We start from the raw sequence: 14,281 nt of genomic DNA on the forward strand, positions 1-14,281 counted from the left end.
TTCCTAGTGCAGCTTTCCGACCGCTGCCAGATATACGGCCGTTTCCTCCCTGCCATCGATCTCCAAAAACGCATTGATCTCTTCATCATAAAAGGCGCCGGCGGCGCAGCATCCGAACCCGATCCCGGCCGCGGCGAGGTACAGGTTCTGCCCGATGTGCCCGGCATCCATGTAGATGTAGCGATATGCCCGCTCAGCGTATTTCCAGGCGCTGCGGGCGATGATCGCGGTCCAAAGAAAAACGGCCGCCGCCTCTTCAAACATGGGCTGGTCGAGAGCGCTTCTTGCCACGAGCCGCCCATAATCACCCTGTTTTAGCAGTTGCAGGGAAGCCTCGGACGGATCGTAATGATAAAGCCCCGGCTCCAGGTTTTCGACCCGGTTGCTCAGAACATATGTCTCGATTGGATATAACGCCCCTGCGGAGGGCGCGCTACGAAATCCATGTTCTCGCACGCGGAGCGTGATTCCCTGCGTCGCCCAGAGAAGCTGAGCCAATTGCTGGAGCGACATCGATTCCCGACCATACGATCTGATGGAGCGGCGCTCCCTGATGATGTCCCAAAGAGGCACGCCGCCCTTTGTGGTGGGCGTGGGCAACACGACTTCTTGCAGGGATTCCGGATACAATTTGCGGGGAGACGGCTGCATTTCAAAGTCGAGCTTGTGGCGGCGCATTGAACCGCGCCTGTACCTGGTCAGATCCTGGTATGTTTTCCCGATTCCTTCGTATTCCATATGTCCCCCTTTTCCTTACCAAGCCGGGCCGGAGATCGATTTGAGCCAAGGCCGCAGGGAATCCGAGGAAGGCCCGCGGCGCGGGTGTTTTGCGGTTGAAGTCGGCACCCTTTTATGGTATAGTTCTACCATGCGATAATGTTTGGCCCAAACCCCCAATAGCGTTTCATCAGGTGAACCTAATTTAGCAAATTTTTCTGGAAACGGAAGATACTATTGTGGGTCAATCATACAGGATATCCCCATTATCCGGATCGCACGTGCCCCCCGTCGCCATCTCTGGGAGGCTGAAGCCGTGAAGGACTCACGACAGGCCGTCAGTATGAATGCAACCGTCGCTCCAGTTGAAGCCGTGGCCCGAAGGAAACGGCTGATCGACCCGGTACGGGTTTTCCCCTTTTTAGCCTGGGCCAAGGAAATCAACGGGGCAACTCTGCGCTCCGATATTATAGCAGGGGTGACCGTTGCGCTCGTGCTGATCCCGCAGTCGATGGCGTATGCCCAGCTCGCCGGCCTGCCGGCCTATTACGGCTTGTACGCCGCCTTCATTCCCCCCAGCATCGCCGCCCTTTTCGGGTCCAGCCGCCAATTGGCTACCGGACCGGTTGCGGTCGTCTCCTTGATGACGGCTGCCGCCCTCGAACCGCTCGCGAAGGCGGGCAGCGAAGGCTTTATCGCGTACGCCATTCTCCTCGCGATGATGGTCGGCGCCTTCCAGTTCACTCTCGGCATCCTGCGGCTCGGGATCGCGGTAAATTTCCTGTCACATCCCGTGGTCAACGGCTTCACGAATGCGGCCGCCATCATCATTGCGACCTCACAGCTTTCAAAGATTTTCGGAGTGTCGGTCGATACGGCCGAGCATCATTACGAAACCATTTGGCGCGTGATGCAGGCGGCCTGGCATTACACGCACGTGCCGAGCCTCGGAATGGCCGCGCTCGCGTTTGCGATCATGTACGGCCTGAAATGGCTGAACCCGAAGATACCGAATGTGCTTGTGGCCGTGGTGGTGACGACGCTGCTTGCGTGGGCGACCGGCTTCGAGCATAACTACAAGGCCCGCCTGAGCGCAATCGAGGCGCCGGAGGCGCGGGAGGCCGTTAACCAGTATAACCTGGTGCTCGACGAGATGGAGAAGGCCTCGGAGGCGCGCACCCTGCTGTCGCCTCAGATCACCGAGGTCCAGAAGACGCACGGCCTGCATTCGGCTGAGGCAATGGAACTGAACCATAAGCTCGCCCTGCTCAACCTTCACCTGTCCGAACTGAAGGAGAAGGCGCAGGTCTATCGCAACCAGCTTCGGTCGTTCCAGTTCACGGCGGCAACGAGCGGGGACGAAATGAAGTTTTACCTGCGCACTGCGACCCCGGAGGGCATCCAGTGTGACGGGCGTTGCTGGCGCATGCGCGTCAGAAACGAGATCATTCCGGAGGATTCCATTTCGCTCTCTTCGGGAGGGGCCGTAGTCGGCACAATTCCGAAAGGGCTCCCGAAGTTTTCGGTTCCGAAGTTCGATCCGAATTTCATACTCCAGCTTTTCCCGATGGCGGCCATCATCTCGCTGCTCGGATTCATGGAAGCGATATCGATCGCGAAGGCGATGGCGGCAAAGACGGGACAGCGTCTCGATCCGAACCAGGAACTGATCGGGCAGGGGCTTGCGAACATGGTCGGCTCGATCGGGCGCAGCTATCCGGTCTCCGGCTCGTTCTCGCGATCGGCCGTAAACATACAAGCCGGCGCCGTGACCGGATTATCGAGCGTGGTAACCAGCCTGGTGGTCGTTATCACCTTGATGCTGTTCACTCCGCTTTTGTACCACCTGCCACAGGCGGTGCTTGCCGCGATCATCATGATGGCGGTTGTCGGCCTTATCAACGTCAAGGGGTTCATCCACGCCTGGGAAGCGCAGCGCTATGACGGCGCCATCTCGATCCTGAGTTTCGTCTTCACGCTCGCGTTCGCGCCCCACCTCGACAAGGGCATCATGATCGGAGTCGCGCTCTCGCTCATCCTGTATCTGTATCGCAACCTCAAGCCCGGCCTCGCCGTTCTGTCGCTGCATCCCGACGATTCGCTGCGCGATGCGAACCGGCACGGCCTGGAAAAATGCCGCTACGTCGCCGCAATACGGTTTGATGGCCCGCTCTTCTTCGCCAGCGCCAGCTATCTCGAAGATAAGGTGCTCGAGCAGGTGGCCGCCATGCCCGACCTGAGGCACGTCCTGATCGTTGCGCACGGGATTAACGAGCTCGATGCGTCGGGCGAGGAAATGCTGTCGCAGCTTGTGGCGCGCCTGCGAGATGCCGGCTACGACGTCTCGTTCAGCGGGTTGAAGGACAATGTGATCGACGTGCTCAAGCGCACTCACCTGTACGAAGAGATCGGCGAAGACCACATGTTCCCGACCCAATCGGCGGCGATCCAGGCGATTCATGCGAAAGCACATGAGAACGCCCAGGAAGAAGAGTGCCCACTCCTCAGAGTGTGCCGCAGAGTGTGATTCCGCCAAGGCGCGAGAAAATTTAATCACGTATCGCACGAATTCAATGAATTGCGCGAATTATTCCAGCCGCAGAATCCAGGATACGCGATGCTTGCCGATCATCTCGATCTTCCTCTTCTTGTCGAGCCTTAGCGCCTATCTGGCCACCCTCTTTGGTCATTCTGAGCAAAAGCGAAGAATCTCTTTTAGAAACCGCCGATGAACGCCGATACACGCCGGTGCTGAACGATGAAGTCCCGCGCCTCGCGGGAATCATTCCGATCTTGAGCGTAGTCGAATGTTTTATCCCCACCCCGCGCTTCGCGCGGGAAGAGTTTCTCTTTGGAACGCAGATGAAATCCGATGAACGCAGACAAAGACACGGATTCGCTGATTTCATGTCCCGGCGATGCTGAAAGCAGAAACGGCACACTCCCCTTCATTAAGAAAGCGAAGGAGAGTGTGCCTTAATGGGTTCTGCTTGATGGGACCGTCGATTTTATCCCATGAAGAGCTCAGTAGCTTCTTCGCAGAATCTGGCGCCGTTCAGATTCGTGATTTCGCCCCAGTTCTGCATGATATCCTCAGCCGCAGGAACCTTGTCGAACTTCTTCCCGGGGCCGGTCATGACCTGGGAGCGGCAGTACAGGATGCCGTTCGGAGTGCCGGTTGCGACAATATAACGACCCGAATCCTCGCACTGCTCCGAACACAAGTACACCACGGCCGGAGTGACATTTTCAGTCTTGAATACGTCCTGCATTCCCGGCGGCAGAATATCCTCGGTCATTCTCGTCAGGGCGTTGGGCACAATGACATTCACCTTGATGTTGTACTTTGCCCCCTCCTTTTTCAATACGTTCGTCAGTCCGGCCAGCCCCATCTTGGCCGCGCCATAATTCGCCTGGCCGAAATTCCCAATCAGGCCTGAGGTGGACGAAGTCATCACGATGCGGCCGTAGTTTTGTTTTCGCATGATTTCCATGGCCGGTCTCGATACACAATAGGCGCCTTTCAAATGCACCGCGACGACCGCATCCCACATATTTTCGTCCATCTTGAGAAAGGATTTGTCTCTCAGAATGCCCGCATTATTCACCACGATATCCACTTTGCCGAATGCTTCAACGGCGCTCTTGACAATGTTCTCTCCGCCAGCCACAGTGGCAACGGAATCGTAGTTCGGGATCGCCTCTCCGCCCGCCGCCTTGATCTCCTCCGCGACCTGGTTGGCCGCTGCGTCACTCGAGCCGGTGCCGTCTCTGGCGCCGCCGAGATCGTTAACCACAACCTTGGCGCCCCGCTTGGCTAATTCCAGGGCGTAGGTTCTTCCCAAGCCTGAGCCGGCGCCGGTGACAATGGCCACTCTGCCGGTAAAATCGATCTTGGACATCGATATTCTCCTTTCATTGCTTTGTACGTTCGGCAAATATCGTGGGCATTAAATGGGAACATGATTATACCAGAAAGCAGCAGTCCTTGCACAAAAGGTCGAGACCGGAGCTGAGGGTTTTGACCGACGACCTTCACTACCCAAACAGCCTCTGGTTGGGGAACGGGAATCCATCTTAAGACTTGGAAACCGGAATTTGTAAGCGACGAAACCACGCGAAAATCACCAGAGGCGACGGAGAAGGAGAAATCCAAATCTCTGTTTTCTCTGTTTGCTCCTGTGAATGTCTTTTTCGGCATGTATCATGCGAAGCGCGTGACAATGCGAACCACGCGGGGCGCGTGGCCATGCGAAGCGCTTGGCAGGCAAGGTCAGGCGTTCATCGGCGGTTGAAAATCTTCTTTGTGGCTTTGTGCCCTGGTGATTGAGTTTGGTCAGCTTTTGACGCGGTCGAGGTTGGCGGGGAAGGTCGTTATCGGAAGGCGCACGGTGAAGGTGGTGCCTTCATTCATTCTGGTCTTCACCTGGATGTTGCCGCCGTGCTTGGCGATGATGCCCTGGCAGATCGAAAGCCCGAGGCCGGTCCCTTTGGACTTGGTGGTGAAGAAGGGATCGAATATGGAGGACAGGACGTGATCGGGGATTCCGGGGCCGTAATCGGTGACCTTCACGGCGACATAGTTCGGCTCGTCGTCGGGGATAACCAGAATCTGCAGGCGTCCGCCCTTGGGGGTGACGTCGATCGCATTGAGAATCAGGTTGAGGAACACCTGTTCGATCTGCTGGCGGTCGCCGTGAATGCGCGGCAGGTGCGGCATGATCTGGAGATCGACGTGGATGCCGGCCAGTGAAATCTGGTTTCCGGCGAGTCCGAGCGTCTCCCGGATGACGTCGTTCAGGTCGAGCGGCTCGATGATGCTTTCGCTTTCGCGCGCGAAATCGAGCAGGCTGCGCACGATTCTCTTGGTCCTGTCCAGCTCATTCAACAAGTCGTCGATCATCTCGAGTTTTTGCGGATCGGAGAGGGTCGTATAATCTTCCTTCAGCATGTGCGCGGTGAGCGAGATGTTGTTGATGGGGTTATTCAGCTCGTGGGCGACGCCGGCGGTAAGCGTGCCGATCGCGCGCAGCTTGTGGGATTGCACCAGGATATCCTGCCTGCGCTCGAGCTCGCTGATCATGTGGTTGATCGCGATGGCGAGCGTGGAAAACTCGTCGCGATATCGGCGCGCGGGCATGATTGGCGAATAGTCGCCGCCGGCGATGCGGTCGGCATATGTGAGGAACCGCCTCAGCGGAGAGATCATGCGCCAGCCAAGGACAACGGTATTGAACACGAACAGGAGGAAGAGGAACAGGAACGAATAGATGTGCATTCTCCGCGAAAAAATGATCATGTTATCGAGGCCGGCGCGTTCCTTCTGCGTCAGGTTCTGCGCAAACGAAACCATTTCCTGCCCGTGCTTGCGCACTTCGACCTCGGAGTCCTTTTTTTTCCAGTAGAAGTCTTCAGCCTCGGGTTTGCGCTCGATATCTTCCAATTTCTCGAGGAGCCTCTCGTATTGTTCGAGATGCGCCAGCATTGCGGTTGACGAGTTGCGGTCGATCACGCCTTCGAACCGGTCGCTGTTTTCGAGGAGAATCCGCTTGGCGGTGTACACGTTGTCCAACGCGTCGCGCAGGTTGGTGCCGTACAGGAAATAGTTTTTTTCGAACCGGCGCGCCTGCTGTATCTCGAACAGGTAGCTGTTGGAGATCTCGAGGAGCTTGACCCTGTTCTCGATGATGTGGTTAGTAACCAGAAGCGCCGCGGCGATGCCGAGAAAGATGACGAGGGAAAGCAGGACGGTGAGATATATCTGCATCCGGATGCTGAATTTCGGCCGCTCTTTGAGGGCCTTTAGCGCAAGATCGGTTACGCGCCTGCCGGAAGCCAGCGCTGCTTCGGCGGATTGCGCGGTTGAAGCGGTTTGTTTGGCGCTTGTGCGTGCGGCCTCTTCAGTCATTACCGCCCTTTGAAGTCGGAGCCTGCGTATCGTATCCGAGCGCCGCGGCGGCTCGTTCAACGATTACGCGCAGCTCGTCCGGCTCGAATGGTTTCGCAATGAAATCGAATGCCCCTTTATCCATTGCTTCCCGTGCGGTCGACATCATGGCGTAGCCGGTGATCATGATAACCTTTGTCCGCGGGAAGTTCTGAGTCACGTGTTCGAGTATGGCGATTCCATCGACGCCTTCCATGCGCACGTCGGTCACCACGATATCAAACGGCTGGCAGTCAAAGAGTCTGAGCGCTTCTCGCGGGTTGTCGACGGCTTCGACCGCAAGCCCCATCTTTTCGAGGGCCGGCTTCAGCCGCTTTCCCACGATCGGCTCATCATCGATTATCAGGAGCCTGATTTTTTCCTGCATATCCAATCCTTTTCGATCATCTCATTTCGCCTGCAATACGCTCGAACAGGTCTTCCGACATGTGGACATCCACGTTTTTCACATCTGCAAGATCGAGCGTTCTTTCCTTTATTATTCGGACATTTTTCGTTTTTGCTTTACCGGACGCCTTGGTGTAGATGTGGACGTTGCCGTTCTCGGAGCGCACCCGGATGTCGGGATCGAGGTCGACCAAATGAGCTGCGATCCGGCACGAAAGCTCGATGTTTTTCAACAACTTGAGTGAGTAGGTCATCGGCTGGAACTTCTTCATTTTGACCGTGCCGGTGATGATATCAACGGCTTTATCAACTCCGATCTGGCTCACGTTTATCACCAGATCGTAGAGGCGGGCATCGGTATCGTCGCGCCCGTACACCCACCGCATGAGTTTGGCGTGCTGTTCGTCGATGCTCTGGATTCCGCTGCGGGCCTCTTTCTCGGACACGCCGTCACGCTTCATTTTCAGGGCGATCCTGTCCGCGAGGTCGGCATTGATGCGAACTCTGAGCAGGTGCGAGACGCCCTGGATGAGCAGTTCTCCGGCGGGGCCATGATAGACGATGTTGTCCTTGAGCATGTATTCTGCGAAAGCGGCCTTGACGTAGGCGATGTATTTTTTCCTGGTCTTCGGGCTCATTCCGAGAAGCGAGGGCGCCTCATGAGTCGCGCGGTAGAGTTTTTCCTCCGGAACGCCGTACTCACTCGAAGCCAGCCGAAGCACCTTGCGCCCAACGCACTCATATCCAAAAACCTGAGCGCTTTTCTCGGCGATGTCCTTACCCCAGCTATAGGCGCGCCTTGAGACCGTTACGATAGGCATCTTTTTATATCCTCTCCCCGATCGATGTCCTCTTTTTGAGAATACTACATAACAACGATGGAATCAAGTATCCGGATATGAATGAAAAGGCGGGGATCTCAAAAAATTCGGATGCGCGGCTTCCCGGCGGTATGGGGAGCTGACAAGGCCGGTTCTGCGGCGAAAGGCGATTCCGAAACGCTTTCAGGGCTGCGTCCCTCGGGGCTGCGCTTCTTCGCGGATGCCTTTGATTCCCAACGAGTCGGCAGCCTTCGCGATTACCTCGCGGAGGTCACCCGGAGTAAAGGGTTTGGCAATGAAATCGAAGGCTCCCTTCGCCTGAGCCTCCCGCGCCATTTCCAGCGTCGCGTAACCGGTGATCATGATCACCTTCGTGCGAGGCGACTTGGCGATGACCCGCTCGAGGATTTCGATTCCGTCGAGTTGCTCCATCCTGATGTCGGCCACGACGATATCGAACGTTTTCTCGTTGAGCCGCGCTACCGCCGCAAGGGGATCGGTGAATATCTCCACGTCACAGCCGACCTTCGACAGAGCCGGCTGCAGGCGCTTCCCCACGATCGGCTCATCATCTATGAGCAGTACATTCAGTTTGCCTTGCATCCGTTATTCTCCTTGTACGAAGAATTCTGCCCCCTCAGTCTAAGTTTCGACGTACTTCATGATGACCTGAATGCTTCGCTTGCGTCGATGAGCGCGGAACACGTTGTAGAGAATGACGCCGACTCCGCCGAATCCTGCCACAAAAAGCATTACCTTGCTCGCGCCGTTGAAATATGCATCCAGCGCGGGATCCATGTTCAGCCATCCGAGCTGACGAAGATACATCGGGATCGCGATGCCGCGGCTGATCGCGCAAATGATGATGACCAGGCCGGTCACCAGTCTGATATATACCTCGTTCACCACTTTCACGCCGTATGCGCCGATATATATGCCGAGCAGCGAGCCGAGATACAACAGCATTGCCAGTCGAATGTCAACGAAGCCCTCCCAGGCATAATTGATGGCGCCCCAGGCTCCCATGAACATGGCCAGATACAGTTCGGTGCCCGCAGCTACGGCGGTGGGAATACCGAACACATAGATCATCGCAGGGACTCCGATGAACCCGCCGACTCCGATAGTGCCGGCCAGATAACCGGTCGCCAGTCCAACCAGCAACAGCATCCAGAGGGATACTTTCACGTCGGCGATTCTGAAGTAAATCATCGGGGGCAGCCTCAGGCGCGAGAGGAATTCGCTTATCTTGCGCGAAGGTCCCATTCCTTCGTCGCTCTTGCGCAGCGCGTCACGAAGCATCGAGATCGCAACCACCGAGAGGATGGAAATGAACACCACGCTGATATAAAGGTTGGCCCCTGCGCCTTCGGCCTCGCCATGACCGCCGCCTGCACCTGCAAACAGCTTGCTGTTGATCCATACGGCGAGCCTGATTCCCGCGAACGAGGTGGCCACCAGGAAAATGGCAAGCCTCTTGTCCACATTTCCCATTTCGCCGTGTTTGCGAGAGCCCATCATCGCCTTGCCGAACTTGTGGGCGATGTTGCTTCCGACGGCCATGACGCCCTGCACGCCCAGGTTCATCATGCCCGGCGTCATGAAGAAAGCGCCCCCGCTCCCGATGAAGCCGCTGAGCACACCTCCGATAAATCCAAGTAGAATCACCTGGAATGCCGTTGAAAGGCTCAACGGAATGAAAAGATTTTCTAGCCCGTGCATCACTAATTCCTCCTGTAGCCGTCTTGGATTCCGGAATTACTCGAATTTCAGGAATTTCAGGAGCAGGCTTGCAAAGGTCCCATAGATATATGCGACCACCGGGATAACGATAAGGATAGCGGCCATTCTCAGGATTCTGTCCTGGATACGGTCGGACGCGCTCAAGAACGAGAGAATGGGCTCCTGGAACTGGAAAACCGCAAGATACATGAGAAAAACGATTGCTCCGTAGGCGCCTAATTTGAAAACCTGTTTCTTGCCGACCAGGTACTTCTGCTGGAGTTCCTCGCTGTTGATGATCGGGATGTTCAGGCGGTCGCCGAGGTAGCCGCTCAACTCGCGCCTCAGCCGCGACCGCGTCTCCGCGGGCTTCGAGAGAAAGAGATCACCCACGACGATAAGGCTGTACTTGACGTCCTTGCGAACCCTGGAAAGAAGGGAATGGAAATTTCCGGATATCGTGCTCGCGCCGCCCGACCGGCCGAGGTTGACCAGCTCCTGGATCGTATCCTGAATCCCGCCTTCATCCCTTTTCGGGTCCTCGACGTCGTCCTCGATACCGCCATTATATTCCTGTGTGAGCCGCTCGAACGAACCGGCGGCAACCGCTTCAGTTTCGGGCTTCTCGCCTGCTTTACTGCTGACAAACAAGTTCTCGACATCGCTTGGAACGGTGAATCGAACCAGTTCAATGGCGGCGTCCCACCGTTTGGCGATCTGGTTAAGCTGATTCAGGGTTTCGCACTGCGGCTCAAATCGTTCCTGAATCCATAAGATGTTGGTGCTGGCCATCGTGCACATTACCTGACGGCACTTTTCCAGTTTCTCCAACACCTGGGGAATAACATCGGCAACTCCCGGCTGCCTCGGCATATAAGTTACGGTCACGACGCCGTCGTCTGCCCGCACTCTCAGATCGGCATCCGCCGTCAGCGGATCCATCGCGAGACATTTTCGGGCGCAGGCCTCGAGCGTGCGATTTTCCATGGTCTTCAGCGATGCGGGCGTGGGTCGGAAATCGGGCAGTTCGGCGATGGAGCACAGCATTGCGCTCGCGTTGGCGAGGCTCATGTTTTCGAGGTTGATGACGATATCGTATTGACCCGGCTCGTCGCGACGAACCCCGTAGAAATAGCGTATCCACCGCTCGATATCTTCGTCCACATTCTTCACATACTCGACGGCCCTCTCCCTGCTTAGCCTGAGTTCCTCCATCGCCTCGAGAACCCGAGTCTCGTGCGGCACGACCAAGCGCACTCGAAGCATGTGAGGAATGTTTGGCAGCAGAAGATGACCGGCCCTGCCGTGATAAACGAAACATTCCTTTTGGGCGAGTTCGCACAGAGTGGCCGTGATGAAGGCAAGGTAGCGTTCCTTTTGCCTGGCCAGTTTCTCACTCATGGCGGGCGACTTGACCATTGCCACCTCGAGTTTGCCGACCGGAATGCCTGCCCTGGTTGCGTCGTCGATAAGGTCCTCTCGACAGAGGCACTTGCAGCCGAGCTTCCTCGCAAGGTCGTCCGCAAGCTTTCGACGCGCAGTCCTCGATTCGCTGGAGATAAAAATGATAGGCAATGCCATAGATTCCCTCCATTTCCTCGCGCGTGCGGTTTGGGGCGCCGCTCGTTCGAGGTGATGCCTCTTCCTCTTTTATCGGGAATCAAAGAGGGCGAAAGAATTCGAGAGCGCTGTTTGGGGGACGCTCTTCACCCGAAGGCACTCCACCCTTTGCGTCAAAACGCACCATATCAATTATTCAAATATGGCGATGCAAAGGCCGAATTATGCCGAATCGGCTTCGAATCTTCACTAAATGGCGAAACTTCAAAAGGTGCATTCTAGTTTCACCACCGCTTCTCCGAGGTCAACCAAACGGCGCATAAACATTCGAAAACCCACAGGGGTGTGCGGATTTTACACCGCCTTTTTGATTGACTTTGGTGCTTAGACTTTACTACAAGATCGTTGAAATGTCAAGCCTGCGTCGGGTCGTCCGGCATTGCCCCCGCAGCTGGAGGAGGGTGATTAGCGTTAAAGAATTCCTGTCGATCCCTATCGAAGCGATCGGGAAGATTTGGGCTAGAGACGCCCGAACAGGCGCTCGACATACGAACGCCATCTTTCCATCTCCGGGCGGTGTTTTCGCATGTGCCACCAGAACACGATGAGGAAGGCCAGGACGAGCGCCGAAACCGCGACAGCCAAGAAAATTGCGACCGGCAGCAGGAGGAGGAAAAGGCCGGCCGTCAGCAGGATGCCTCCGAGCATCTGAAGCACCAGAATGATCTTTTCCTTCAGGGTCGGTTTTCGGAATATGATCCGGCCGGTGCCGCGTTCCCGCTCTATGTCGTCTTCGGCATCGATAATTACCGGCTTCTGCTCTGACTTATGGTTATGTCCAAAACGGAAAAAAGCGAATTTCATCAAAGACAACCTCCACTACTAGTATTATAGATACAGCGTGCTGCCGCAAATCATTTTGGCTCATTCGATATTGCCCTTTTAACCGCAGAGGTAAAGCGTTCAAGACCGATGGCGGCTTGCAATTCGTTTTTGTCATGGGGCGCAATTCATTGCGTCTGCCGCCGGATTTAAAACCCGGGCGGGTTTGAAACCCGCCCCTACAGAAGGGAAGAGGATATGACGAATGAATCAATAAGTCCCTCTTTCCTGATTGGTTTTTCTCTGCGATCTTTGCGTCTCTGAGGTTCAATGAAATTTTCAGTATCCGCCGCCGGATTTAAAACCGGGGCGGGTTAGAAACCCGCCCCTACAGTAGGGGAGAGGACACCACGAAAACCGATCATAAGCCCAACTCTTCCTTGTATTTTGGGATGGCGGCCAGTGGATTGTGGGCGTGAATCCTGTCTTTCACCGCCAGGATGGTGATGGGCGCCAACGAATGTTTGATGAAGAGGGCGTCGTCGCCCACGCACAGCCCCAGCATGACGTTCAACTGAGTTCCGTACTTGTTCATCATCAAGGCCTGGCCGACCGGATTGCATTGCGGCTGGCGCCCGTCGGTATATATCTTATCTTCCTTCGGAAGCCCGACATCATCGGAAGAGAACCCGCCGGTCATGCAGCAGCCCGAGACGACGTCGAAGCCCGCTTTCTTGAACAAAGCCGAAACGACCTCCGCTTCTCCCGATAAGCCGAGGCAGAAAGCGAGTCCCAGCTTCTTGAAGCCCATGTTGCGGGCGTAAATCACTATTTCTTCAATCCGGTTCTTGCTCAGCTTCGAGTCTTTCCACGTTCGTGCGACGCCGCGGAACATTTTTTGGATATCGGGGTTGGCGACAATCGCCCGGGCTTCATCAAACAGTTCGGGCGTTGTTCTCATCACGCAGAATTCGGGGCCGTTTTCGCTTGGGCCGAGCACGCACAGCTTTGAGAGGCACTCGGCGCATTGGGGTGTCATCTGTTCCATTATCTTGTCTCCTCTTTTGTCTGGTCCGGAGATACCGATCAATTTATGGCAGCGAGGGCGGCGGCGATTTCCTCGGCCACCAAGCCGTCCTCTTTCGGGCGGCGCGCTTCGAGGGCGTCTTTCGCCTGTTTGCCGCCGAGTTTGCCGAGCGCCCACGCGCACATGCCGCGGACGGTCTCGTCGGAGTTCTCATCGAACGCCCGGATCAGCGCCGGCACATGAGCCGGGTCACCCAGATTTCCGAGTGCGCGCGCCGCATTCATCTTCCACTTCGCGATGTTCTCTTTCGGGATATAGAACGCGAGCGGCCACACCTTGTTCTCGTAGTGCTCCTGGCTCATCGCGAGCAGTGTCTCGATCCGGAAATCGTCGGCGCGCTCGAAAAGAGAAGGGTTCTCCGGCAGCGCCTGGTTCATCCACGCCTGATTGCGCGGGCACACCTCCTGACAGCGGTCGCAGCCGTACACCCACGCGCCCATCGGCTCGCGCAGCTCGAGCGGCGTTATGCCGGGCGCGTAATACGAATTGAATGCGATGCATTTGAGCGGATTCATTTTCTTGGGGGCAAAAAGCGCGCCTGTGGGACAGGCGGCGATGCAGGCGTTTTTGCACCATTTCGGGCAGCCGAGTTCGATTGAAGGCTCGTCCGGCTCGATCTCCTTGTCGAGAAGGATCGGGATGCTTACCAGCCAGGAGGCGCCGAGCATCGCCCGCCGGGAATAAACGAAGCAGTTCTTGCCGTAGGTGACAAGGCCGGCCTTGGCCGCCGTCATGCGAGCCGGCGTCTCCTGATCGAATTGATACTGGAGCCCTTCCTGCTTCAGAAAATTGAAAAAAACTGTGATGCGTTGATATTCTTCCCGCTTCTCCTGGCGGTCGTCCACCTGATAGCAGCGGCCGATCTTGCCGGTCAGTTGCGGGGGAAACCGGCGCCGGTGGTAATTGCTCAGGAGCACCACAACCGATTTCGCCCACGGATGTTTCTCGCGCAGGCCCGCGCCGCGCCTGAGATCGAACATATCGGTCAGCGCCCAGAAATAAAACTCCTCGCGCGACTCGAGCTCCTTCAGGTACAAATCCAGCGGTTCCGCCGTCGTAAAACCGACATCGGTGAAATCAAGCTCTTGGGCTTTCTGAATCAGGCGCTGCTTCAAATTCATGAACTCCTCCGAATTAACTCCATCTTAACCGCGAAGACGCAAAGAACGCAGAGAAACACTGTTTCTTTTTGGTCACCCTTTCGAGAAAGGGATAAGC

13 protein-coding genes are annotated in these 14,281 nt (G+C 56.2%); 1 reads left to right on the forward strand and 12 read right to left on the reverse strand.

Features of this window, described 5'->3' with window-relative positions; genetic code table 11:
* Nucleotides 1–3: 3 nt before the first annotated feature.
* The gene (locus C4520_12145) at nt 4–738 is read right to left on the reverse strand and encodes a SagB/ThcOx family dehydrogenase (GenBank protein RJP19832.1); all 735 of its coding nucleotides are present in this window, start codon (nt 736–738) and stop codon (nt 4–6) included.
* Nucleotides 739–1,060: 322 nt separating this feature from the next.
* Between C4520_12145 and C4520_12150 the strand changes: the two genes are divergently transcribed.
* The gene (locus tag C4520_12150; GenBank protein ID RJP19833.1) at nt 1,061–3,244 is read left to right on the forward strand and encodes an STAS domain-containing protein; all 2,184 of its coding nucleotides are present in this window, start codon (nt 1,061–1,063) and stop codon (nt 3,242–3,244) included.
* A 188-nt stretch (nt 3,245–3,432) separates the two neighbouring features.
* On the opposite strand, the gene C4520_12155 is transcribed toward C4520_12150, so the two are convergent.
* From C4520_12155 to C4520_12205, 11 genes are all read right to left on the reverse strand, one after another.
* The gene (locus C4520_12155; protein RJP19834.1) at nt 3,433–3,669 is read right to left on the reverse strand and encodes a hypothetical protein; all 237 of its coding nucleotides are present in this window, start codon (nt 3,667–3,669) and stop codon (nt 3,433–3,435) included.
* 56 nt (nt 3,670–3,725) lie between these two features.
* Nucleotides 3,726–4,619, reverse strand: a complete 894-nt coding sequence (locus tag C4520_12160; GenBank protein RJP19835.1) for an SDR family oxidoreductase — start codon at nt 4,617–4,619, stop codon at nt 3,726–3,728.
* A 434-nt stretch (nt 4,620–5,053) separates the two neighbouring features.
* The gene (locus tag C4520_12165) at nt 5,054–6,625 is read right to left on the reverse strand and encodes a HAMP domain-containing protein (protein ID RJP19836.1); all 1,572 of its coding nucleotides are present in this window, start codon (nt 6,623–6,625) and stop codon (nt 5,054–5,056) included.
* Nucleotides 6,618–7,031, reverse strand: coding sequence for a response regulator (locus C4520_12170; GenBank protein RJP19837.1), 414 nt, complete (start codon nt 7,029–7,031; stop codon nt 6,618–6,620). The genes C4520_12165 and C4520_12170 overlap by 8 nt, the downstream gene beginning before the upstream one ends.
* 16 nt (nt 7,032–7,047) lie before the next feature.
* Nucleotides 7,048–7,872, reverse strand: a complete 825-nt coding sequence (locus tag C4520_12175) for a cytidylate kinase-like family protein (GenBank protein ID RJP19838.1) — start codon at nt 7,870–7,872, stop codon at nt 7,048–7,050.
* A 183-nt stretch (nt 7,873–8,055) separates the two neighbouring features.
* Nucleotides 8,056–8,475, reverse strand: a complete 420-nt coding sequence (locus C4520_12180) for a response regulator (GenBank protein RJP19839.1) — start codon at nt 8,473–8,475, stop codon at nt 8,056–8,058.
* A 39-nt stretch (nt 8,476–8,514) separates the two neighbouring features.
* A complete protein-coding gene (locus C4520_12185) occupies nt 8,515–9,594 on the reverse strand; it encodes a sulfite exporter TauE/SafE family protein (GenBank protein ID RJP19840.1) in 1,080 nt (359 codons plus the stop codon).
* Nucleotides 9,595–9,630: 36 nt separating this feature from the next.
* Entirely contained in the window at nt 9,631–11,175 is a 1,545-nt protein-coding gene (locus tag C4520_12190; GenBank protein ID RJP19841.1) for a cytidylate kinase-like family protein, read from the reverse strand.
* 498 nt (nt 11,176–11,673) lie between these two features.
* On the reverse strand, nt 11,674–12,018 hold the full coding sequence (locus tag C4520_12195) for a hypothetical protein (GenBank protein ID RJP19842.1): 345 nt from the start codon (nt 12,016–12,018) through the stop codon (nt 11,674–11,676).
* Between the two features lie 379 nt (nt 12,019–12,397).
* A complete protein-coding gene (locus C4520_12200; GenBank protein ID RJP19843.1) occupies nt 12,398–13,024 on the reverse strand; it encodes a DUF1847 domain-containing protein in 627 nt (208 codons plus the stop codon).
* Between the two features lie 38 nt (nt 13,025–13,062).
* Nucleotides 13,063–14,184, reverse strand: a complete 1,122-nt coding sequence (locus tag C4520_12205) for an epoxyqueuosine reductase (protein RJP19844.1) — start codon at nt 14,182–14,184, stop codon at nt 13,063–13,065.
* Nucleotides 14,185–14,281 lie beyond the last annotated feature (97 nt).

The sequence above is a fragment of the Candidatus Abyssobacteria bacterium SURF_5 genome, from assembly GCA_003598085.1.
Taxonomy (GTDB): Bacteria; Abyssobacteria; SURF-5; order SURF-5; family SURF-5; genus SURF-5.

Excerpts from the sequence above, each read along its gene's own strand:
- C4520_12145 (RJP19832.1), bottom strand. The coding sequence starts at position 738 with ATGGAATACGAAGGAATCGGGAAAACATACCAGGATCTGACCAGGTAC.
- C4520_12150 (RJP19833.1), top strand. The coding sequence starts at position 1,061 with ATGAATGCAACCGTCGCTCCAGTTGAAGCCGTGGCCCGAAGGAAACGG.
- C4520_12155 (RJP19834.1), bottom strand. The coding sequence starts at position 3,669 with ATGAAGGGGAGTGTGCCGTTTCTGCTTTCAGCATCGCCGGGACATGAA.
- C4520_12160 (RJP19835.1), bottom strand. The coding sequence starts at position 4,619 with ATGTCCAAGATCGATTTTACCGGCAGAGTGGCCATTGTCACCGGCGCC.
- C4520_12165 (RJP19836.1), bottom strand. The coding sequence starts at position 6,625 with ATGACTGAAGAGGCCGCACGCACAAGCGCCAAACAAACCGCTTCAACC.
- C4520_12170 (RJP19837.1), bottom strand. The coding sequence starts at position 7,031 with ATGCAGGAAAAAATCAGGCTCCTGATAATCGATGATGAGCCGATCGTG.
- C4520_12175 (RJP19838.1), bottom strand. The coding sequence starts at position 7,872 with ATGCCTATCGTAACGGTCTCAAGGCGCGCCTATAGCTGGGGTAAGGAC.
- C4520_12180 (RJP19839.1), bottom strand. The coding sequence starts at position 8,475 with ATGCAAGGCAAACTGAATGTACTGCTCATAGATGATGAGCCGATCGTG.
- C4520_12185 (RJP19840.1), bottom strand. The coding sequence starts at position 9,594 with ATGCACGGGCTAGAAAATCTTTTCATTCCGTTGAGCCTTTCAACGGCA.
- C4520_12190 (RJP19841.1), bottom strand. The coding sequence starts at position 11,175 with ATGGCATTGCCTATCATTTTTATCTCCAGCGAATCGAGGACTGCGCGT.
- C4520_12195 (RJP19842.1), bottom strand. The coding sequence starts at position 12,018 with ATGAAATTCGCTTTTTTCCGTTTTGGACATAACCATAAGTCAGAGCAG.
- C4520_12200 (RJP19843.1), bottom strand. The coding sequence starts at position 13,024 with ATGGAACAGATGACACCCCAATGCGCCGAGTGCCTCTCAAAGCTGTGC.
- C4520_12205 (RJP19844.1), bottom strand. The coding sequence starts at position 14,184 with ATGAATTTGAAGCAGCGCCTGATTCAGAAAGCCCAAGAGCTTGATTTC.